This is a genomic window from Variovorax sp. YR634, assembly GCF_900106655.1.
GTDB lineage: Bacteria > Pseudomonadota > Gammaproteobacteria > Burkholderiales > Burkholderiaceae_C > Variovorax.
This window is the reverse complement of record NZ_FNOL01000001.1, coordinates 532612-553563: the sequence shown is the minus strand read 5'-3', so window position 1 is coordinate 553563 and position 20952 is coordinate 532612. Positions and strand designations below refer to the sequence as shown.

At 68.1% G+C, this 20952-nt stretch carries 21 protein-coding genes; 11 read left to right on the top strand and 10 right to left on the bottom strand.

The annotated features are described in order from the left end of the window. Positions 1–17 precede the first annotated feature (17 nt). Together BLV60_RS02595 and BLV60_RS02590 are read left to right on the top strand one after the other, a co-directional pair. A complete protein-coding gene (locus tag BLV60_RS02595; protein ID WP_093049358.1) occupies positions 18–551 on the top strand; it encodes a hypothetical protein in 534 nt (177 codons plus the stop codon). Positions 552–748: 197 nt separating this feature from the next. Then, positions 749–1999, top strand: coding sequence for an MFS transporter (locus tag BLV60_RS02590; protein WP_093049355.1), 1251 nt, complete (start codon positions 749–751; stop codon positions 1997–1999). An 18-nt stretch (positions 2000–2017) separates the two neighbouring features. Here the strand turns inward: BLV60_RS02590 and BLV60_RS02585 are convergent, their stop codons facing one another. Then, on the bottom strand, positions 2018–2944 hold the full coding sequence (locus BLV60_RS02585; protein WP_093049352.1) for a LysR family transcriptional regulator: 927 nt from the start codon (positions 2942–2944) through the stop codon (positions 2018–2020). 48 nt (positions 2945–2992) lie between these two features. Here BLV60_RS02585 and BLV60_RS02580 point away from each other — a divergent pair, with 48 nt between their 5' ends. After that, entirely contained in the window at positions 2993–3517 is a 525-nt protein-coding gene (locus tag BLV60_RS02580) for a GNAT family N-acetyltransferase (RefSeq protein ID WP_093049349.1), read from the top strand. Then, the gene (locus BLV60_RS02575) at positions 3504–4760 is read left to right on the top strand and encodes an MFS transporter (protein WP_093049346.1); all 1257 of its coding nucleotides are present in this window, start codon (positions 3504–3506) and stop codon (positions 4758–4760) included. Before BLV60_RS02580 ends, BLV60_RS02575 begins: the two co-directional genes overlap by 14 nt. On the opposite strand, the gene BLV60_RS02570 is transcribed toward BLV60_RS02575, so the two are convergent. Next, the gene (locus tag BLV60_RS02570) at positions 4754–5149 is read right to left on the bottom strand and encodes a tautomerase family protein (protein WP_093049343.1); all 396 of its coding nucleotides are present in this window, start codon (positions 5147–5149) and stop codon (positions 4754–4756) included. The two genes, BLV60_RS02575 and BLV60_RS02570, sit on opposite strands and share 7 nt — an antisense overlap. Before the next feature lie 99 nt (positions 5150–5248). On the opposite strand from BLV60_RS02570, the gene BLV60_RS02565 reads away from it, so the two are divergent. Beyond that, complete coding sequence (locus BLV60_RS02565; protein ID WP_093049340.1) at positions 5249–5740, top strand: winged helix-turn-helix transcriptional regulator; 492 nt, start codon at positions 5249–5251, stop codon at positions 5738–5740. 237 nt (positions 5741–5977) lie between these two features. Here the strand turns inward: BLV60_RS02565 and BLV60_RS02560 are convergent, their stop codons facing one another. From BLV60_RS02560 to BLV60_RS02550, 3 genes are read right to left on the bottom strand one after another with little or no spacing between them, the layout of a single operon-like run. Then, positions 5978–7255, bottom strand: a complete 1278-nt coding sequence (locus BLV60_RS02560) for an AI-2E family transporter (protein ID WP_093049337.1) — start codon at positions 7253–7255, stop codon at positions 5978–5980. Beyond that, complete coding sequence (locus BLV60_RS02555; RefSeq protein ID WP_093049334.1) at positions 7252–7998, bottom strand: LytR/AlgR family response regulator transcription factor; 747 nt, start codon at positions 7996–7998, stop codon at positions 7252–7254. Before BLV60_RS02555 ends, BLV60_RS02560 begins: the two co-directional genes overlap by 4 nt. Continuing rightward, on the bottom strand, positions 7995–9068 hold the full coding sequence (locus BLV60_RS02550; protein ID WP_143042540.1) for a sensor histidine kinase: 1074 nt from the start codon (positions 9066–9068) through the stop codon (positions 7995–7997). The genes BLV60_RS02555 and BLV60_RS02550 overlap by 4 nt, the downstream gene beginning before the upstream one ends. Positions 9069–9124: 56 nt before the next feature. On the opposite strand from BLV60_RS02550, the gene argH reads away from it, so the two are divergent. Both argH and BLV60_RS02540 read left to right on the top strand, forming a co-directional pair. Next, positions 9125–10522, top strand: a complete 1398-nt coding sequence (gene argH / locus BLV60_RS02545) for an argininosuccinate lyase (RefSeq protein ID WP_093049331.1) — start codon at positions 9125–9127, stop codon at positions 10520–10522. A gap of 19 nt (positions 10523–10541) precedes the next feature. After that, positions 10542–12020 (top strand): rhomboid family intramembrane serine protease, encoded by a 1479-nt coding sequence (locus BLV60_RS02540; protein ID WP_093049328.1) that lies wholly within the window; start codon positions 10542–10544, stop codon positions 12018–12020. A gap of 18 nt (positions 12021–12038) precedes the next feature. On the opposite strand, the gene BLV60_RS02535 is transcribed toward BLV60_RS02540, so the two are convergent. The 5 genes from BLV60_RS02535 to BLV60_RS02515 are packed head-to-tail and all read right to left on the bottom strand — an operon-like array spanning position 12039 to position 16820. Continuing rightward, positions 12039–12716: a GntR family transcriptional regulator gene (locus BLV60_RS02535; protein ID WP_093049325.1), complete on the bottom strand. Its 678-nt coding sequence runs from the start codon at positions 12714–12716 to the stop codon at positions 12039–12041. 57 nt (positions 12717–12773) lie between these two features. Beyond that, the gene (locus BLV60_RS02530; protein WP_093049322.1) at positions 12774–13748 is read right to left on the bottom strand and encodes a Bug family tripartite tricarboxylate transporter substrate binding protein; all 975 of its coding nucleotides are present in this window, start codon (positions 13746–13748) and stop codon (positions 12774–12776) included. Between the two features lie 51 nt (positions 13749–13799). Beyond that, on the bottom strand, positions 13800–14786 hold the full coding sequence (locus BLV60_RS02525) for a zinc-binding dehydrogenase (protein ID WP_093049319.1): 987 nt from the start codon (positions 14784–14786) through the stop codon (positions 13800–13802). A gap of 23 nt (positions 14787–14809) precedes the next feature. Next, the gene (locus tag BLV60_RS02520; RefSeq protein WP_093049314.1) at positions 14810–15619 is read right to left on the bottom strand and encodes an enoyl-CoA hydratase; all 810 of its coding nucleotides are present in this window, start codon (positions 15617–15619) and stop codon (positions 14810–14812) included. Between the two features lie 10 nt (positions 15620–15629). Next, positions 15630–16820 carry a CaiB/BaiF CoA transferase family protein gene (locus BLV60_RS02515; protein WP_093049311.1) on the bottom strand — a complete coding sequence of 397 codons (1191 nt, stop codon included), beginning with the start codon at positions 16818–16820 and terminating at the stop codon, positions 15630–15632. Positions 16821–16957: 137 nt separating this feature from the next. Between BLV60_RS02515 and BLV60_RS02510 the strand changes: the two genes are divergently transcribed. Genes BLV60_RS02510 through BLV60_RS02495 form a run of 4 tightly spaced genes read left to right on the top strand, consistent with a single transcriptional unit; the run spans position 16958 to position 20946 of the window. Further along, positions 16958–17650: a GntR family transcriptional regulator gene (locus BLV60_RS02510; protein WP_093049308.1), complete on the top strand. Its 693-nt coding sequence runs from the start codon at positions 16958–16960 to the stop codon at positions 17648–17650. A gap of 46 nt (positions 17651–17696) precedes the next feature. Beyond that, on the top strand, positions 17697–18671 hold the full coding sequence (locus BLV60_RS02505) for a Bug family tripartite tricarboxylate transporter substrate binding protein (RefSeq protein ID WP_093049305.1): 975 nt from the start codon (positions 17697–17699) through the stop codon (positions 18669–18671). 59 nt (positions 18672–18730) lie between these two features. Then, positions 18731–20101 (top strand): MmgE/PrpD family protein, encoded by a 1371-nt coding sequence (locus BLV60_RS02500; protein WP_093049302.1) that lies wholly within the window; start codon positions 18731–18733, stop codon positions 20099–20101. A gap of 20 nt (positions 20102–20121) precedes the next feature. Continuing rightward, entirely contained in the window at positions 20122–20946 is an 825-nt protein-coding gene (locus BLV60_RS02495) for an ABC transporter substrate-binding protein (RefSeq protein ID WP_093049299.1), read from the top strand. The last annotated feature ends 6 nt before the right edge of the window (positions 20947–20952 follow it).

Here is a 20952-nt window from a genome sequence, read left to right as displayed (position 1 = left end):
GCGGCGCCACCCAGAACATGAGCACCACCAAGATCCAGTTCCGCCGCAAGGTCATCGTCATCGTCCTGCTGTGCGTGGCCGTCGGTGGCGCCGTCGTCCGGCATTACGCGACACCCGGCACCACCACGCGCGACATCGCCACGCTGCTGATGGTGCTGTGGGTGCCGATCATCGGCAACGTGATTGCATGGCTCATCAGCAAGCGCCCGCGCCGTGCGCCGAGTGCGCCGGCCGTCATGCCGCCGAGCTTCGACACGGCAGGCGCCTTCACGCCGCATGCGCGCGTCGAGCTCACCTTCCGCAAGCCCGCGCTGCCCTCGCAGGACGTGCCGATTGCGCCGGGCGAATACCGCTGCGCACTGGTGATCGACAAGGAAGGCTTCTCGGCGCGCTGGGTCGTGCCACCGGGCGATGCGCTGGAGCGCGGCAAGCCTGCGGCGCTGGAGGTCGAATTCCTCTCGCCGGCCGTGGCACAACCGAAGTTTGCGCAGGGTGCGGTCTTTCGTGTACTGATCGGCGACTCGTTCATCGCCGACGGCCGGGTGCTGTAGCTGCGGACCGCGCCAGCAAAGCCAGCAAATACGGATACGCGGATGGCTACAGCCATCAAAAGGGTCGATTGTTCGCCCCAGGGAAACTGACTACTGCTCCCCGGCGTCTTTGTCGCGGAGGCGACGGCTCGCACACTCCAATGCCTCTTCACCAGCATTGGCCCACGCGTCGCCGATGCTTCCAAGGACCGCTTCCCATGATGAATTCCCCAAGCAGCAACCCGTGCATCGACGACCTCGCTGCACCGGCGCCGGTCTCCGCACCGGTGCCTGCGTCCCGCTCCGCATGGCTCGCCGTCAGCTCCATCGCCGTCGGCACCTTCGCGATGGTCTCGACCGAGTTCATGCCCATCGGCCTGCTGACCGACATTGCGCGCGGGCTCAACGTGTCCGACGGCACGGCCGGCCTGATGGTCACCATGCCCGGCGTGCTGGCCGCATTCGCCGGCCCGGCGTTGATCGTGGCGTCGGGCAAGCTCGACCGCCGCACCGTGCTGATCGCGCTCACCACGCTGCTGATTGCCTCGAACCTGCTCGCCGCCTTCGCGCCCAACTTCGGCACGATGCTCGTGGCGCGCCTGCTGCTCGGCCTGTGCGTCGGCGGCTTCTGGACTTTTGCGCCCGCCGCCGCCACGCAGCTGGTGCCGCATGCTTCGCAGGCGCGTGCCATGTCGCTGGTGCTGGCCGGCGTGTCGGCCGCCACGGTGCTCGGGGTGCCTGCCGGCTCGTTCCTCGGCACACTGTTCGGCTGGCGCGCCTCGTTCGCGGTGACCGGTGCGCTGGCGGCCGTCGTGCTGCTGGTGCAGCTGTGGCTGCTGCCCGCGATTCCGCCGGTGCGCGCCATCGGCGCACGCGACCTGCTGACGCCGCTCACGCGCCGCATGGCGCAGGTCGGCCTGCTCGCGGTGCTGTTCTTCATCGCGGGCCACTTCGCGGCCTACACCTACCTGAAGCCGCTGCTGCAGCAGGTGTTCGGCCTGGCGCCCAACTCGGTCTCGACGCTGCTGCTGGTCTACGGCGCGGTGGGCTTCGTCGGCACCTTCGTCGGCGGCAGCCTGGTGGCGCGCAGCGTGCGCGGCACCACCCTGCTGGCGGCGCTGATGCTCGCCACCGCCCTGCTGCTGACGACGGTGATCGGCTCCGGCTTCGTGCCCGGCGCAGTGGTGGTCGTGATCTGGGGCGTGGCCTTCGGCCTGATCCCCGTGGCGCTCACGGGCTGGATGATGGAAGCGGTGCCCGACGCACCCGAAGCCGGCCAGGCCCTACTGGTGAGCGGCTTCCAGGTGGCGATTGCCTCCGGCGCGCTGATCGGTGGCGTGACGGTCGACAGCTTCGGCATCTCCAGCGCGATGGTGCTCAGCGGCGTGCTGGTGCTGATCGCTGCGCTCATCGTCGGCACGCTGGGCCGGGCACGCGGCGGTGCTTCGCTGGCTGCGGTTCCGGAATAACGCGGCACTGAAGATCGATCAACGGCGGCCGGGCTTCTTTCCGGCCGCCACGATCGCATCGAGCACCACGCGCAAGGCCTTGTTGACGGGCTTGTCCCGCCGGATCACCACGGCCAGCGTGCGGTGCATGCGGGGATTCAGGCGGCTGGTCTTCAACTCGGGGTGGGCACCGCGCCCCACCATCGACATGCCGGGCACGATGGCGTAGCCCAAGCCCGCGGCCACCATCTCCTTCATCGCCTCGACGCTGCCCAGCTCCATTACGGGCTGCGGCTGCAGGCCACCGGCGGCGAACCAGCGGTCGACCAGCTTGCGCGTGTTGGCAGCGGGCTCGAACAGCACCAGCGGCAGCGCGCCCAGATCGGCCGGCGCCACCCTCGCCTTCAGCGGTGCGAGGTCTGCCCGGCCGATGGCGACGAACTCGTCGTCGAGCACCGGCATCACCGTCAACGAGCGCCCAGCTGCCGGCAACGTGACCAGCGCTAGGTCGAGGCTGTTCTCTTCCACCTTGCGCGCCTGGTCTTCGGTGTTGCCGGTGCTGACCACCACGCCCAACTCCGGAAACTGCTCGCGCAGTCCGCGCAGCACGGCCGGCAGGAAATGCAGGCAGGCCGTCGCGCCAGTGCCCAGCCGCACGCGGCCCGCGATGCCGCTGGCATGGTCGGCCAATGCATCGACGGCGTTCTCGACCGCGGTCTCGATGTGTTGCGCGTGGCGCAGCAGCTCCATGCCCGCTGGCGTGGCCTTCGCGCGCTTGCCGACCCGCTCGACGAGGCGCACCGCCAAGTGGCGCTCCAGTTGGCGGATCTGCAGGCTCACGGCCGGCTGCGAGATGCCTAGCCGGTCGGCCGCTGCCGAGAAGCTGCCCGTTTCAATCACCAGCCCGAAAGACTTGAGCTGGTCTAGGTTCAGTGATTTATTCAAAGTATTTCTTATGCCTTGCATAGGTCAACGAAGCTTCACTTATCAATTGTGGATCGTCAAGATCGGGCCATGTCATCTCCATGCCTCACTTCCGCCACCGTTGAAATCCTCGACGCCGAGCCGCATCACATGGCCGCCGTGCAGGCCATCTACAGCCACTACGTGCTGAACGACCTGTGCTCCTTCGAGGAAGAAGTACCCACCGTCGACCAGATGCAGGCGCGCCGCGCCGATGTGCTCCAGCGCGGCCTTCCCTACCTCGTCGCGCTGGAGGACGGCGAGGTCGCCGGCTATGCCTACGCCACTGCCTACCGCGCCCGCTCCGCATATCGGCACACGGTGGAAGACTCGATCTACGTCGCGCAAGGCATGCACGGCCATGGCATCGGCAAGGCGCTGCTGCGCGAAGTGATCCGGCGCTGCACCGACGGCGGCTTCACGCAGATGGTGGCGTGCGTGGGCAACAGCGCCAACACGGGCTCGCTGCGGCTGCACGAAAGCCTGGGCTTCGAGCAGGTCGGCGTGCTGCGCGACATCGGCTTCAAGTTCGGGCAGTGGGTCGACACCGTGCTCCTGCAACGTGCATTGCGCTGAGCCCGCCCCGCAGCGCGGCTGGCTGGCACTGCTGTGCACGAGCCGGCTGCTGCAGGCGATGATCGTCACCGCCTATTCCGGCGTGCTGCCGTTCATGATGGCCGACTGGCACATGACGGCCGCGCAGGCCGGCTCGATCCAGAGCGCCTGGCACGTGGGCTACATGAGCTCGCTGTTCGCCGTGGGCCTGCTGGCCGACCGCTACGGGCCGCACCGCATCTTCTTCGCCGGCAGCGCCATCAGCGCGATGGCGGCACTGGCCTTCGCCATCTTCGCGCGCGGCCATCTCTCGGCGATGCTGCTCTACGGCCTGGCCGGGCTGTGCGCAGGGGCCTCGTACACGCCGGGCCTGCAACTGCTGGCGCGCAACACCGAGCCCGCCGTACGTGGGCGTGCGATGGGCCTCTTCATTGGTTCGTCGTCGATGGGCTATGCGCTCTCGCTTGCGGTGGTGGCGGCATTCAGCCATCTGCAGCACTGGCGGCTGGGCCTGCTGGTCGCGGCGGGCTGCACCGTGGCGGGCGCATTGCTGACGCTGCAGGCGCTGCGCCGCATGCGACCGCCTTCGGCGCCCGTGCCTGGCGCGGTCCGCGAAGGCACCTGGCACGCGCTGGCCGCCACGGTGCGCGACAAGCCCGCGATGGCGGGCAACTGGGCCTACGCCTTCCATTGCTGGGAGCTCATGGCGCTGTGGGCGTGGCTGCCGGCCTATCTTGTGGCCTCCTCAGGCACGGCGACATCGTGGCAAGGCGCGGGCATCGCGCTTGCCGCGCTGGCGCACCTCGTCAGCGTGTTCGGCAGCATCGCGGGCGGTGCGGCTTCCGACCGGCTCGGCCGCGCGCGGGTGATGATGATCGCCACCGTCGCAAGCCTGTGCATGTCCTTCGCCTTCGGCTGGATGTGGAGCTGGCCGCTGTGGCTGCTGGCTGCGGCCGCCGCCATTTACAACCTGCTCGCCATTGCGGATTCGTCGGTCTACTCGACCGCGCTGGCCGACGTGGTGGCGCCGCACCGGCTGGGCGTGGCGTATTCGGTGCGTTCGGTGATGGGCTTCGGCGCGGGGGCGCTCAGTCCGTGGGTGTTCGGCCTCGCGCTGGACTGGGGGCAGACGCGCTTCGGCCTGGGCAGCACGCACGGCTGGGTGGCGGCGTGGAGTTCGGTCGGGCTGGGCGCGCTGCTGGGGCCGCTGATGATCGCGCGCTTCTCACGGCTGCACCGTGCACACGCGGCTGCTGCTCACTGAGCTTCTTCGCCCTCGGACCACTCGGGGCTGTAGCCGCCGAGCGTCGGGTGGTACATCTCGTCGCCCGAATGCTGGGTGAACTCGACATTGAGCCGGTCTTCGCGCAAGCCCAGGATCTCGATGCAGTCGCGGCACAGCGCCTTGGCCACTTCGAGCCGCAGTTCGGCCGATCGGCCGCGCCGGATGTCGCACATGAGCACCGACACCTCGGCGGGCTCGCCGTCCACCATGCGCCACACGCCACCTTCGCCCACTTCGCGGATTGCGATGCTGATGCGGCGGATGTCGACGCTCATCATCTGCGCGTAGGTTTCGCTGAGTTTCTTGGCGAGGCGTTTCTTGTCGGCCACGGGGTGGCGGCCGTTCACATCGAGTTGGAGATAGGGCATCTGGGGATTCCTTCAGGCTGATGCTAGTCATTGCGGTTTTACTCTGCAACCGAACGGCCATTGCGGTCTAAACTCGCGCCCAACGCAGGAAGAAAAGCCATGGCCCGAAGAAGAAGCCTCAAAACCGACGCATGCCCGATGGCACGCGCGCTCGAGATCGTTGGCGACCAGTGGTCGCTGCTTGTCATCCGCGATGCGTTCGACGGCATGAAGCGCTTCGGCGAGTTCCAGCAGAGCCTGGGCGTCGCGAAGAACATCCTGTCGGACCGGCTGAAAAATCTGGTGCAGGAAGGCGTGCTCGACCTGGTGCCCGCCTCCGACGGCTCGCTCTACCAGGAGTACGTGCTGACGGCCAAGGGCAAAGGCCTGTTTCCCGTGGTGGTGGGCCTGCGGCACTGGGGCGAAGCGCACCTGTACGCCAAGGGCGAGCGGCATTCGGTGCTGCTCGAGCGCGACAGCGGCAAGCCGGTGCCGAAGATCGACCTGCGCACGCGCGACGGAAAGCCGCTGGACCCGGACCTCACCTTCGTGAAGAAACTGCCGGCAAGAACGGCAACGGCAACAACAGCGACTAAAGCAGGCTCTCGCTGATGAACGGGAAAAGCAGCCACAGCTGCAGCCGCGTGCCGAAGTCGACGCCGGGGTCGCTCTCGTAGACGGTCTCGGCGCCGTTCACGTTCCCCACCCACTGCAGCCGATCGCCCGATTCTCGGCGCTGTCTTCGCTGGTGGGTGCAGTGTCGCTGTCGCGTGCGGTCAACGACGAGGCTCTTTCGCGGGAGATCCTCACGGCTGCGGCTGGCGAGTTGAAGGCCCTGCTGGGCTAGGCCTACTCCCCCAGCAGCTCCCCGATCGGCTGCAGGTCTTCCACCCGGTCGCAGATCGACTTGATCACCATCGTGATCGGAATGCCCAGCAGCAGGCCCCAGATGCCCCAGAGCCAGCCCCAGAAAATCACGCCCACGAACACTGCCACCGGGTTCATGCGGCTGGTGCGGCTGGTGAGCCAGGGCATCAGCAGGTTGCCGATGATCGTGTGGATCGCCAGCGACACGCCGCCCACCACGATGCCCATCTGCAGGCTGTTGAACTGGAGGAAGGCCACCAGCCCCGCGGCCGCCAGCACGATCACCGAGCCGATGTAGGGAATGAGGTTGGTCACTGCCGCGATGATTCCCCACACCGCCGCGTTCTCCACGCCGAGGGCCCAGAACGCCAGCCCGGTCGCCACGCCCACCACCCCGCTCACCAGTATCTGCACCAGCAGGTAGCGCTCGATGTTGCGGGTGATGTCGTCCAGCACGTGCACCGTGACCTTCTTCTTCTGCAGGCTCGACCCGGTGATCTTGATGAGCTTGCGGCGGAAGGTGTCGCCCGAGCACAGGGCGAAGTAAGTGAGGAAAGCCACCAGCGTGAGCTGCCCCATCGCGCTCAGCAGCCCGACGGTGCCGCTCAGCAGGTAGTCGCGCACGTTGAAGCCCGGCCGTTCGATGACCACGCGCGCCACGCCCTTGCGCCCTGCAACGCGGGCGGAGTTTTCTTCGGCGGCTTTCTCGAGCTGCGCGGCGGCCTGCTGCACGCTTTCGAGCGGCGTGGCGCTGGCGCCCTTGTCGCGGCGCATGGCCTGGCCGAGCTTCTGCGCGGCCACCGGCAACGAATCGAGCAATTGCGAGGCGCTGCCCGACAGCGAATAGCCGGTCCAGCCCAGCCCGCCGAACAGCCCCACGAGGATCAGCGCCGCGCCGATCCAGCGCGGCAGCTTCCAGCGATGGAGCAGGTCCACCAGCGGCGAGAGAGCGTAGGTCAGCAGCAGGCTCAGCATCAGCGGAATGAACACGGCTTGGCCCCACTGCAGCGCGAACACGCTGGCCAGCACCGCGAGCACCACCAGCGAGGCGCTGCGCACGTCGACGGGCATGTGCAGCAGCAGGCGGTCGCGCGCGGGTGCGGGCGGCTCCGGTTCGGGCTCGGTGACCGGTTCGGGCTCTTGCGCCTCGGGCGCAGGTGCGGGCTCGACCGCTGCGGCCTGCGGTGGCTCGGCAGCCGGTTCCGGCTTTGGCTCAGGCGGCGGTGGCGCCTCGGCAGCCGCGGGCTTGTCGTCGCTCATCGCGCTTCCTTGAGCACTTCGCGCACCGCGGCAAGCTGGCGACGCGACACGGCCACGGGTTCGGGAATGGCGTCGAGCCGCAGGGCCCAGCCCTCGGCGTCTTCGCCGTCGTCGTATTTCTCCAGCGCGCGAATCGCCGAGCGCGCCACCAGCGCATTGCGGTGCACGCGCAGGAAGCGGTTCGGATAGCGCTCCTCGAACTCGTTGAGCGAGCCGTCGAGGATGTGGCTGCGCGTGGCGGTGCGCACGGTGAGGTACTTGTATTCGGACTTGAGGTAGAGCACTTCCGACAGCGGCACGCGCTCGGCTCGGCCGCGGTCCTGGATCAGCACCGTCTCGGGCACGGCCTCGGCCTGCAGCGCGCGGCGCTCCTTCAGGAAGCGTTCTGCCTTCTGCAGCGCCTGCTGCAGACGCTCGGCGCGCACGGGCTTGGTGAGGTAGTCGACCGCATCGAGGTCGAAGGCCGTCACCGCGTGGGTCGCGTGCGCGGTCACGAACACCACGGCCGGCGCATCGGAGCGGCTGCGCAGCGCGCGCGCCACCTCGATGCCGTCGACGCCGGGCATGTGCACGTCGAGCAGCACCAGGTCGAGCGCCATCGTCGTCAGGTGCTGCAGCGCCTCGGCACCCTGCGAAGCCTCGGCCACCACTTCGGCGGCGGGCGATGTGCAGTCGCGCAGCAGCGTGCGAAGGCGCGATCGCGCCAGGGCTTCGTCGTCAACTATGAGTGTCTTGAGGGTCATGATTCGGCGGGGATCGCTATGCGCACCCGGTAGCTTTTCTGGTCCATGCCGGCGCTGAACTGCATCTGCATGTCGTGCAGCAGCCGCAGCCGGTCGCGCACGTTGGCCAGCGCAATGCCGTGGCCGCGCGGCAGCGGCTCGTCGGCCCAGCGCAGCGGCGGCAGGCTGTTGACCACCTCGATCACCACCATGGAACCGCGCCGCTCGGTGCGGATGCGCAGCCTGGCGCCCTCGGGGCTGGGCTCCACGCCGTGCTTGATGGCGTTCTCGACCAGCGGCTGCAGCAGCAGGGGCGGCAGGCGCGCGTTGCTGGCGGCGGCGTCCAGGTCCCAGCGGATGCGCAGGCGGTCGCCGAAGCGCACCTGCTCGATGGCCAGGTAGCGCTCGGCCAGCGCGATCTCGTCGGCCAGCGTGCACGATTCGCCCGGGTCGGCCAGCGCCTGGCGGAACAGTTCGGCCAGGTCTTCGAGCATGGTCTCGGCCTTGGCCGGCTCCTCGCGCACCAGCGCAATGGCGCTGTTGAGCGTGTTGAACAGAAAGTGGGGGCGGATGCGCGACTGCAGTTCTTCGAGCCGCGCGGTGGTCGCCGCCGGCGTCTGGCCCCGGGCGCGCAGCACCATCGCGGCCATTACCAGCCCCGCGAACAGGGCTCCGGTCAACGCACTGGCCAGCCACGGCGCACTGGCAAGAACACCCGTCAGCCGCAGCAGGCCACAGCCATACAGCGCCGACACCGCACCGAGCACCGCACCGGCTGCGTACTGCCCCTGCTTCGGCAGGCGCCGCAGCGGCTTCTTCAGCCCGCAGGCGCTCACCAGCCACATCAGGGTGGCTGGCAGGGCCCCGCCCGTGACCGTGGCCGTCTGCACCAGCCATTCGCCGGGCGTGGAGGCCACGAACAGGGTGGCGATGGCCACCACCGCCTCGACGAACACCACGGTGCGCAGCACCACCCCGATCTGGCAGGCGTCGAAGATCGACGGGTCGCCGCGCAAGGGCATGCGAGCCCTTTCCGACGATGACGGGGGCGTGGGGGTAGAGCTGGCCGATAAAATCGCCGGGTTGCGCATCGCAGACATCAGATCCATCGGGTGACCAACCCATTATTGCCTCCTGGACGGCTCCCATGACCCAAAACCAATTCGACAAGAAATCCGAAGCCTGGTCGGCCCTTTTCTCCGAACCGATGAGCGACCTGGTGAAGCGCTACACCTCCAGCGTCTTCTTCGACAAGCGCCTGTGGCAGGCCGACATCCAGGGCTCGCTGGCCCATGCCGGCATGCTGGCCGCACAGGGGATCATCGGCGTGCAGGACCACGCCGCCATTGAACGCGGGATGGCGCAGATTCGCGCCGAAATCGAATCCGGCGCCTTCGAGTGGAAGCTCGACCTCGAAGACGTGCACCTGAACATCGAGGCCCGCCTGACCCAGCTGGTCGGCGACGCCGGCAAGCGCCTGCACACCGGCCGCAGCCGCAACGACCAGGTCGCCACCGACGTGCGCCTGTGGCTGCGCGGCGAAATCGACCTGATCGGCGACCTGCTGGTCGAGTTGCAGAAGGCGCTGGTCGACATCGCCGAGAAGAACGTCGACGTGATCCTGCCGGGCTTCACCCACCTGCAGGTGGCGCAGCCGGTGAGCTTCGGCCACCACATGCTGGCGTATGTCGAGATGTTCAGCCGCGATGCGGAACGCATGGGCGAGGTGCGCAGGCGCGTCAACCGCCTGCCGCTGGGCGCCGCCGCGCTGGCCGGCACCAGCTACCCGCTGGACCGCGAGCTGGTCGCCAAGACGCTGGGCATGGACGGCGTGTGCCAGAACAGCCTGGACGCCGTGAGCGACCGCGACTTCGCCATCGAATTCACCGCTGCGGCCAGCCTGTGCATGGTGCACATCAGCCGCATGAGCGAAGAACTCATCCTGTGGATGAGTCAGAATTTCAGCTTCATCCAGATCGCCGACCGCTTCACCACGGGCTCGTCGATCATGCCGCAGAAGAAGAACCCCGACGTGCCCGAGCTGGCGCGCGGCAAGACCGGCCGCGTGGTCGGCCACCTGATGGCGCTCATCACGCTCATGAAGGGCCAGCCGCTGGCCTACAACAAGGACAACCAGGAAGACAAGGAGCCACTGTTCGACACCGTCGACACGCTCAAGGACACCCTGCGCATCTTTGCCGAGATGATCGGCGGCATCACCGTGAAGCCCGAGGCCATGGAAATGGCCGCGCTGCGCGGCTATGCCACCGCCACCGACCTGGCCGACTACCTGGTGAAGAAGGGCCTGCCCTTCCGCGACGCGCACGAAACGGTGGCGCATGCCGTCAAGGCCGCCACCTCGCACAAGGTCGACCTGGCCGAGCTGCCGCTGGCCGTGCTGCAGCAGTTCAACCCGGGCATCGAGAAGGACGTGTACGACGTGCTGAGCCTGCGCGGCTCGCTGAACGCACGCAACATCCTGGGCGGCACCGCCCCGGCGCAGGTGAAGGCGCAAGTGGCGCGCCACCGCGCCCGCCTCGGCTGATCGCACCGGCGGCCGCACCGTGTTCTACGCCATCCCGCTCGAGAACAAACCGAGCTGGCGCAACCCACCGTGGATGACGGTGCTGCTGATCCTCCTGAACATGCTCGTGTTCTGGGGGCCGCAGCGCAGTGAAGAGAACACGCGCGAGCGTGCCGCCAACTACTACACGAAGAGCGTGCTGCCCGAACTGGAGCTGCCGCCCTTCGTCGAATGGCTGGAAAAAACCGACCCCAAGCGCGGCAAGCTGGCCCGGCGCATGCTGCCGCACGAAGAGGCCTATGCGCAGTTGCTGGAAGGCCTGCAGAACGACAAGAAGTTCCTGGCAAAGCTGCGGGCCGACGAGGTCATCAAGCCCACGAACCCGCAGTACGGCGAATGGAAGCGCGACCGCCAGCAGTACGAGGCGATGCTGCCGGCGCCCTTCACCGAGCGCTGGTCGCAGGACTACAACAAGGACGCCGAGTTCAAGCCCTGGACCTGGATCACCGCCGCCTTCCTGCACGGCAGCACCGGCCACCTGCTGGGCAACATGCTGTTCCTCTTCCTGTTCGGCTTCTCGGTCGAGCTGGCGCTGGGGCGCGGCACCTACCTGACGTTCTATCTGCTGGGCGCCGTCGGCTCCTCCCTGCTGGCCGGCTGGGCCTATGCGGGCAAGGAGGGCTACGGGCTCGGCGCCTCGGGCGCCATCTCGGCGCTGATGGGCATGTACGCGGTGATGTACCGGCTGCGGCGCATCCGCTTCTTCTACCAGCTGTTCTTCTATTTCAACTACGTCACCGCGCCGGCCTTGCTGCTGCTGCCGGCCTGGATCGTCAACGAGCTGATGCAGCACTGGCTGGGCGGCCAGGGCATCGCCTACATGGCCCACCTGGGTGGCCTGCTGACCGGCGCCGCGCTGATGACCGGCGCCATGCTGCTGGGCCGCGTGAAAACGCCCGAAACCGTCAAGTCGGAAATGACGAACGACGACGACCATTTCGATGCGCACGTGGCCGCCGCACGCCGGCTGGCTGCCGCAATGAAGTTCGAGCCCGCCTGCGCCGAGTGGCGCGCCGCCGCCGCCCTGCGCCCCAACGACGCCGACACCCTGCGCGCCTGGTTCAACACCGCGCGGCTGCAGCCCGCGAGCGACGACTTCCACCAGGCTGCGCGCCGCATCTTCCGCCTGCCCGGCACCGACCCCGAGACGATCGCGCTGCAACACGCCAGCTACAAGACCTACCTCGACCAGGCCAAGCCTGGCCTGCGCCTGAAGCCCGACGACATGGCCCGGCTCGCGCGCCGCTTCGCCCGCATCCGCGAGTTCGGCGATGCCGACATGCTGTGCCGCATCCTGCTGAAGACCGCGCCCGATCATCCGCAGCTGGCCGACACGCTCTCCGTGTGTGCGAACGGGTTGCTGCATGCCGGCGAACGTGAAAAGGCCTTGGGCCTGTTGCCGCACCTGCTGCGGCTGGCGCCGAACGACATGGTCACGCGCGCCCTGCAGCGCGCCTGACAAGCGCCTGAGCGGGCGTCAACCGCCCGGCATCGGCTCTTCGAAATTCGACAGCAGCCGCGCCCGGCCAGCCAGCACATGGCGTTCGGCGGCAGAGCGCGCACGCGCGCGGTTCGACGCCACGATCGCCTCGAAGATCGCGCGGTGCTCGATGTTCGAGCGGCGCATGTTGCCCGGCGCGTTGAAGTACTTGCGCCGCACCAGGTGCAGTTCCTTCACGTAGTCGTCGTAGGCCTGGTGGGCGCGACGGTTGTTCGACAGCGTGAGGATCAGCGCGTGGAACTGCAGGTTCAGCTCGTAGTAGAGCGTGCCGTCTTCCGCGTCGCAGGCGGTGTCCATCGCAGACAGCAACGACTCGAACTGCTTCTTGTGCTCTTCGGTGAGGTGCTCGCAGGCGCGGTCGGCGGCATAGCCGAACACCAGTGCGCGCATCTCGTAGATCTCCAGCATCTCGCGCAGCGAAAGCTGCCGCACGTACACGCCGCGGTTGGTTACCGCATTGACGATGCCCAGCCCCGCCAGCACCTTGATGGCCTCGCGGATCGGTCCGCGGCTGGTGCCCATGCGCAGTGCCAGGGCCGCCTCGTTGAGCCGCTCCCCCGGCTTGAACTCCCCGGTGTAGATCAGCTGCTTGAGTTCATTGACGATGGCATCCGACAGTGCGGAACCACGGGTGCTGGAAGATGGCGGAGGCATGCGGCAATCCTAACTTCAGACCAACTGCGCTCCGCCCAGCCTCGTCCTGGCCGGCGGCTAGTCGACCTTGACGTTCGCGCTCTTCACCAGCTTCACCCAGAACTTGCCGTCCTCCGCCAGGAAGCTGCCGAACGCCTCGGGCGACGCGGAGACCGACACCTCGGTGCCGTCGCGCGCCAGCGAGGCCTTGACCGAAGGCTGCTGCATCGCGGTGACGGTCGCGTCGTAGATTTTCTTCACCACGGCCGGCGGCGTGCCGGCGGGCACGAACATGCCGTACCAGAACTCGAGGTGGTAGTCGGGCAGGCCCGCCTCCTTCATGCCCGGCAGCCCGGGCACCAGCGGCGAGCGCTCGCGCGTGCTGACGGCCAGCGCGAGCAGCTTGCCGCCGCTGGCCATGGGCAGCACCGAGGGCGAGGTGCCGAAGGTCAGCTGCGTGTCGCCCGCCATCACCGACTGGATCGCCAGGCTGCCGCCCCGATAGGGAATGTGCGTCATCTCGGCACCGGTGATCTGGCCGAACAGCGCCGCGCCCAGGTGCGGCGCCGAGCCGTTGCCAGAAGTCGAGTAGTTGAGCTTGCCCGGGTCCTTCTTCGCCGCCGCGACAAGGTCGGCCACCGAGCGGATGCCGGTCGCGGGGTTGACGGCCAGCACCAGCGGCGAGGTGGTGATCTTGGTAACGGGCGCGAGGTCGCGCGCCGAGTAGGCCAGCCTGGGGTTGAGCGCCGGGTTCACCGAGATGCTGCTCGGGCTTGCGATCAGCAGCGTGTAGCCGTCGGGCGGTGCCTTGGTCACGATTTCCGCGGCAATGCTCGATCCGTTGCCAGGCTTGTTGTCGATCACCACCGGCTGCCCGAGCGCCCTGGCGAAGGCGTCGCCCATCGCGCGGGCCACGTAGTCGGCCGCGCCGCCCGGGGCGAAGCCGATCACGAGACGCACCGGCTTGCTCGGGTAGTCCGCCGGTTGCGCCCAGCCAGTGCCCGCGAAGACGCACAGCCCCAATGTCATGACGAGGTTCTTCGTTGTTTTCATGCGCTTGTCTCCTTCATTGTGTTTTTCGTCGCGCGCTTCGGGACAGATCGATCAGCCCGCAGGCGGCATTCGCAGCACGATCTTTCCGACATGGCCGCCGGCTTCCATCCGGTCCTTCGCTTCCTGCAGCCTGGCGAAGTCGAAGACACGGTCGACGTGCGGCTTGATCCGCCCCGCGGCAATGTGCGGCAGCACGTCGGCCACGAAGGCGGGCAGCGCCGCTGCGCGCTGCGCCTTGCTGCGCAGCTTGTTGGACACGCCGAACACGGCCAGCCGCTTCGCATGCAGGGCCGCCAGGTCGAGCTCGGCCTTCACCACGCCGTCGACATAGCCCACGGTGGCGAGCCGGCCTTCGAAGGCCATCGCGCGGATGTTTTCCGCGAACACCGTGCCGCCAACGGTGTTGATGACGATGTCGGCGCCGTGGTCCTGCGTCACCTCCAGCACGGCGGCCGCGAAGTCGGGCGTACGCGTGCAGATCGCTACGTCGAGCCCCAGGCTTTGCAGCAGCGCCAGCTTGTCGGCCGAGCCCGAGGTGCCGATCACCTTGGCGCCGAGTACCTTGGCAAGTTGAAGCGAAGCCACGCCCACGCCGGAAGACACGCCGTTGATCAGCACCCAGTCGCCCGCGCGCAGCCGGCCCTGCAGCACGAGCATGTCGTACGACACCAGGAAGGTCAGCGCGACGCTGGCGGCCTCTTCCCACGACAGGCTGGCCGGCATGGCCATCGCCTCGATGTCTTCCATCAGCGCGTATTCGGCAAAAGCCCCTGCGCAGCGGCCCATCACCCGGTCGCCCGCGCGAAAGCGCGTGACCTCCGCACCCACGGCAACGACCTCGCCGGCCCCCTCCCCGCCGATCGCCTTCCAGCTCCCGGCCTGGCCGTGCAGGCCATGGCCCGACACGAACTCGCCGCGGTTGAGCGACGCGGCCCGCATGCGCACCAGCAGCTGGTTCGCTCCCGGCTGCGGCACGGCCGTGTCGCGTATTTCGAGGACCGTGGCCTCGTCGCTCATCTGCATCCTGTACGACTGCATGGTGTTTGTCTCCTTGCTTCTTCTCAGCGTCCGGTGAAGACCGGCTTGCGCTTCTGCATGAAGGCGGTGCGGCCTTCGGTGTAGTCGGCGCTTTCGAAGCAGCCGCGAATCAGCGAATTGCACAGCGCCAGGTCAAGTTCCGGCGAGGGCTTGAGGATCTCGCGCGTGATCGCCTTGCCCGCCGCAATGGTGAGCGGCGCGTTCTCCGCCATCGCGCCGGTGTATTCGGCGAGCAGCTTGTCCAGTGCGTCCGGCGCGCTCACGCGCGTTACCAGGCCGAGCGACCTGGCTTCGGCTGCGTCGATGCGGCGGGCCGTGAAGAACAGGTCTTTCGCTGCGCCGGGGCCGATCAGGTCGACCAGGTTCTTCATCGCCGAGTACCGGTAGCCCAGGCCGAGGCGCGCCGCCGGAATGGCGAACACCGCGTCCTGCGCCGCGATGCGGATGTCGCAGCTGATCGCCACGTTCACGCCGCCGCCGATGCAGTAGCCGCGGATGCAGGCGAGCGTGGGCTTGGGAAAGTCGTGGATGCTCATCAGCGCGTCTTCGGCCATGGCCTCGTAGCGGGCCACGGCCTCGCGCGCCGCGCGCATGTCCTCGAACTGCGAGATGTCGGCGCCCGAGACGAAGGCCTTCTCGCCCGCGCCCGAGAAGACGACCAGGCGCACACGGTCGTCGTCCTGCGCCACGCGCAGCAGCTGCGGCACGGCCTCCCACATGTCGACCGACAGCGCGTTGTGCCGCGCGGGGTTGTTGAAGCGGATGTGCAGCGTGCTGGCGTCGAGCCAGGTCTGCACGCGTTCGGTGCTGGATGCGTAGGTGGGGTTGGTCATGCTCTTCTCTTCAATAGACTCCGGTCGCCTTCATTCGGGCAAGCTCGTCCGGGCCGAGGCCCAGTTCGCCGAGGACTTCTTCCGTGTGTTCACCTCGCCGCGGCGCTGCGCGGGCGATGGTGCTGGGCGTGCGTTCGAGCTGCATCGGCTGGCCGACCAGCCGCTGCGGGCCGAGGCGCGCCGAGACCACGTCCTTGACCATGCCGAGGTGCCGGATCTGCGGCTCCTCGAACACTTCGCGCATGTCGCTGATGAGGCCGCAGGCCACGCCGCCGGCGTTGAACTGCTCGATCCAGTGGCTGCGGTCCTGCGCGGCCAGCCGGTGGTTGATCTCGGCGTTGAGCGTGTCGCGGTTGACGGAGCGCGAAGCCTTGTCGTGATAGCGCGGGTCTTCGATCCATTCCGGCGCGCCGAGGATCTGGCAGAAGCGCTCCCAGATCTTCGAGCCGAAGACGGCGATGTTGAGATAGCCGTCGCGCGCCTTGTAGACGCCGGTCGGAATGCTGGTCGGGTGGAAGTTGCCCGCCTGCGTGCCGACTTCGCCGTCGATCAGGTAGCGCGAGGTCTGGAAATCCATCATGTAGACCATCGCCTCCAGCAGCGAGGTGTGCAGCCACTGGCCGCGGCCCGATGCTTCGCGCTCCAGCAGGGCCACGAGGATGCCCTGCGCCGCGAAGATGCCGGCGCAAAGGTCGGCAATCGGGATGCCGACGCGCACCGGGCCGTCGCCCGGCAGGCCGGTCACCGACATCAGGCCGCCCATGCCCTGCGCGATCTGGTCGAAGCCCGGTCGCTTGGCAAGCGGACCGCTCTGGCCGAAGCCCGAGATGCTGGCGTAGACCAGGCCCGGGTTGTCGGCCGAGAGCGTTTCGTAGTCGATGCCCAGGCGGAACTTCACGTCGGGCCTGAAGTTCTCGACCACCACGTCGGCGCTGGCGATCAGGCGCTTCAGCGTAGCGACGCCCTCTTCTTCCTTCAGGTTGAGCGTGATCGAGCGCTTGTTGCGGTGGGTGTACTGGTAGTCGGAGCCGTCCTGCCCGCCGAGCGTGTCGTCGCCGCGCATGTGTTCGGGCATCTGCACCTGGATCACGTCGGCGCCCCAGTCGGCGAGTTGCCTGCAGGCCGTGGGCCCGGCGCGCACCTGGGTCAGGTCGATGACGCGAAAGCGTTGCAGGGCGGAAGAGGCAGGCAGATGGGGCATGCGGGCTCGATGAAGAAGGACCTTGAACGGGCCAGATTGTTTTCATCGACAACCAAAAGTGTCAACACTTTTATAGAAACAGTGGACATTAAAGGCGGAAACCGTATACGATATTTCGGCAAACAAAGGATCTCCGCATGCTGCCCTGGCTCGCCGAACAGGCCTCCGATCACCTCTCGACCGTGCGCGACACACCGCTTGCGAAGCTGGTGCGAGACGACATGCTGGCGATGATCCTGCGAGGCGAACTGAAGAGCGGCCAGCGCATCAACGAGCCCGACGTTGCCGCCCGACTCGGCGTTTCGCGGGTGCCGGTGCGCGAGGCCTTGCGCGAACTCGAAAGCACCGGACTCGTGGTCGCGCGCAAGCACGCCGGCGTCTTCGTGCGCGAGCCGACCAGCGACGAAGTGCGCGACCTCTACGAGATGCGCGGCCTGCTCGACGGCTTTGCCGGGCGCCGCGCGGCACGGCTGGCCGAGCCGGAGCGCATCGCGCTGGCCGATGTGCTCGACGCCTCCATCGCCGCCATGAACGCTGCCTTTGCCGCCCACGACGTGCAGCGCTACTACCGCGAGAACCTCGCCTTCCACTGGGCCATCGTCGAGGCGGCGGGCAACCACGCGCTGGCCCAGACCTACCGGACGATCGTGCAGAAGCTGCACCTGTCGCGCCTGAAGAACCTCTCGCAGGACATGGGCATGCGCGCGTCGATCACCGAGCACACGCGCATTGCCCGCGCGCTGCGCAAGGGCGACATCGCCCGCTGCGAAGACCTCATGGCGCGCCACGTGAGCGACGCCTACGACCGCCTGCAGAGCCATCGCCGCTGAACACGCGGCGCAGCCGCTCTTGCCCGAACAACTACAGGAGACATTCATGCAACGCCGCGCCTTCACACTGGCCATTCCTACTTCCGCATTCCTCGGGATGCACGGTCTTGCGCGTGCGCAGGACTTTCCGAACAAGCCCATCCGCTACATCGTGCCGGTCGCGGCCGGCGGCGGCAGCGACATGGTGGGCCGCACCGTCACCGAACGCTGGGGCAAGCTGCTCAACCAGACCTTCATCGTCGACAACCAGGGCGGCGGAGGCGGCGTGATCGCCTCGCAGAACACGGCCCGCGCCCCGGCCGACGGCTACACGCTGATGCAGGGCTACGTCGCCACGCACGGCACCAGCCCCGCGACGCGCCAGGTGCCCTACGACCCGGTCAAGGACTTCACGCCGATCGGCATGATCGGCGGCACGCCCAACGTGCTGGTGGTCAACGCCGACCTGCCGGCCAAGGACTTCAGGCAGTTCGTCGAATACGCGAAGGCCAACGCGGGCAAGCTCAGCTATGGCTCGGCCGGTGCGGGCTCGCTGACGCACCTGACGATGGAGCTCTTCAAGCAGCAGACCGACCTGCAGATGACGCACGTGCCGTATCGCGGCGTGGCGCCAGCCTTCAACGACCTGATGGGTGGCCAGACGCAGGCCATGTTCCCCGGCCTGGCCGCGGCAATGCCGCACATCAAGTCGGGCCGCGTGCGTCCGCTGGCAGTGACCGGCAAGGCGCGCCACCCACAGATCAAGGACGTGCCCACGCTCGAGGAGCTGGGCTTGAAAGGCTTCGACGCGATGCAGTGGTACGGCGTGGTCGGCCCGGCCAACATACCGCCCGCCGTCGTGAAGCTGCTCAACGACACGCTCAACACCGTGCTCAAGGCGCCCGATCTCAGCGAGAAGCTGGCGATCGAGGCCGTCGAGCCCATGCCCATGAGCGCGCAGCAGTTCGGCGACTACATCCGCGCCGACGTCGCGCGATGGACCCAGCTCGCGCGCGACCGCAAGATCGAGCTCACGACCTGAAGCCCGCCACAGTTTTCCTTTTTTCCCTTCCCAGCTATCCACCAAAGGCTTTCACACACATGGCCCGCAATACCCAGGTCGCCGCAGACCACAACGCACCTCCCATCACCCGCATCCTTGCCGAGTACGTCGCGGGCCATGCCTCGCGCGGCTGGAGCGACGCGGTGGACCACGAGGCGCACCGCACCTTCCTCAACTGGCTGGGCTGCGCCGTGGGCGCCGCGCGGCACGAAGCCGTCGAGGCCGCGCTGGCTGCCGTGCAGGTGCTGCAGCCCGCACCGCAGGCCACCGTGCTCGGCCGCACGGAGAAAGTCGACATCGCGAACGCGGCGCTGCTCAACGGCATCAGCTCGCACACCTTCGATTTCGACGACACGCACCTGAAGACCATCATCCACCCCGCCGGCCCGGTGGCCTCCGCCGTGCTGGCGCTGGCCGAGCACACCGGTGCGAGCGGCCGCGCGGTGCTCGATGCGCTGGTGCTGGGCATCGACGTTGCCTGCCGCCTGGGCAACACCGTCTACCCCGAGCACTACGACCGCGGCTGGCACATCACCGGCACCACGGGCATGTTCGGCGCGGCGGCGGGTTGCGCGCGCCTGCTCGGCCTGGATGCGGACCGCACGGCGATGGCGCTCGGCATTGCCGCGTCGCAGCCGGTCGGCCTGCGCGAGCAGTTCGGCACCATGACCAAGCCATTCCATCCAGGCGGCGCGGCGCGCGCCGGCCTGATGGCCGCGCTGATGGCCCGGCACGGCTACACCGCGAGCCCGAAGGCGATCGAGGCGCCGCGCGGTTGGGCGCAGGTGATGTCGACCAGGTACGCGTGGGACGAAGTCACCGACGAGCTCGGCGAGCGTTTCGAGATTTCGTTCAACAGCTACAAGCCCTTTGCCTGCGGCATCGTGATCCACCCGAGCATCGACGCCTGCGTGCAACTGCGCGAGCGCGGCATTGCACCGGAGCAGATCGAGCGCATCGAGCTCAAGGTGCACTCGCTGGTGCTCGAACTCACGGGCAAGAAGGAGCCGGCCGACGGGCTGCAAGGCAAGTTCAGCGTGTACCACGGGTGCGCGGCCGGCCTGCTGTTCGGCCGTGCGGCCGAAGAAGAATTCGCCGACGACATCGTGACGCGGCCCGACGTGGTCGCCCTGCGTCGCAAGGTGGTGGCCACGGTCGACGACAGCATCGACGAGGCCAGCGCCGACGTGACCGCGGTGCTGACCGATGGCCGCCGCGAGCACGTGTTCATCGAGCACGCGATTGGCTCGCTGCAACGCCCCATGAGCGACGCGGACCTGGAGCGCAAGTTCCATGGACTGTCTGACGGCATCCTGGGCTCGCAGCGCACGAGCGAGCTTCTCGCGGCCTGCTGGTCGCTGGGCACTGCCGCCGATGTGCGCAGCCTTGTGGCGCTGGCCCGGCCCTAGTACGGAGAACGGAGACCCGCATGAAACCGTCCGACCTTTCCCGCGCCATCGACCGCCGCGCCTTCTGCGCCGCGGGCGGACTCCTGCTGACGGGCTGCGCCGGCACCAGGGCCAGTTTGCAAGCAGCCGCCGCGGCGGAGCTCGGCGGCGCCGGCAAGCTGCGCGCCGCCATCAACTTCGGCAACCCGATCCTCGCCAGCCGAGGCGCGGGTGGCGTGCCGAGCGGCGTCTCGGTGGACCTTGCGCGCGAGGCGGCGCGCCGCCTCGGCCTGGCCGTCGAGCTGGTGCAGTTCAACTCCGCCGGCAACGTGGTCGAAGCGGTCAAGGCGCGGCAGGTCGACATGGCCTTTGTCGCCATCGACCCGGTGCGCGCGGCGGACATGGAATACACCGCGCCCTACGTGATCATCGAAGGCGCCTACCTCGTTCGCAACGGCTCGCCGCTGCAGCGCAACGCCGATGTCGACCGTGCGGGAACCCGCGTCGTGGTGGGCCGCGGCAGCGCCTACGACCTGTTCCTCACGCGCGAGCTGAAGGCCGCCACGCTGGTGCGCGCGCCGACCTCGCCCGAGGTCACGAACCAGTTCCTGGCCCAGAACCTCGACGTGGCCGCCGGCGTGAAGCAGCAGTTGGAAGCGGATGCCGCGCGAGTGGGCGGCGTGCGCCTGCTGCCGGGCCGCTTCATGGTGATCGAGCAGGCCATGGGCGTGCCGAAGGGCCGGCTCGCTGCGCAGGCGTGGCTCAGCGATTTCATCGAGGAGATGAAGGCATCAGGCTTCGTTGCCGAGGCGCTGAAACGGCACGGCATCGAGGGCGCCGCGGTGGCGCCGCGCCGCGCCTCGTAATACCGC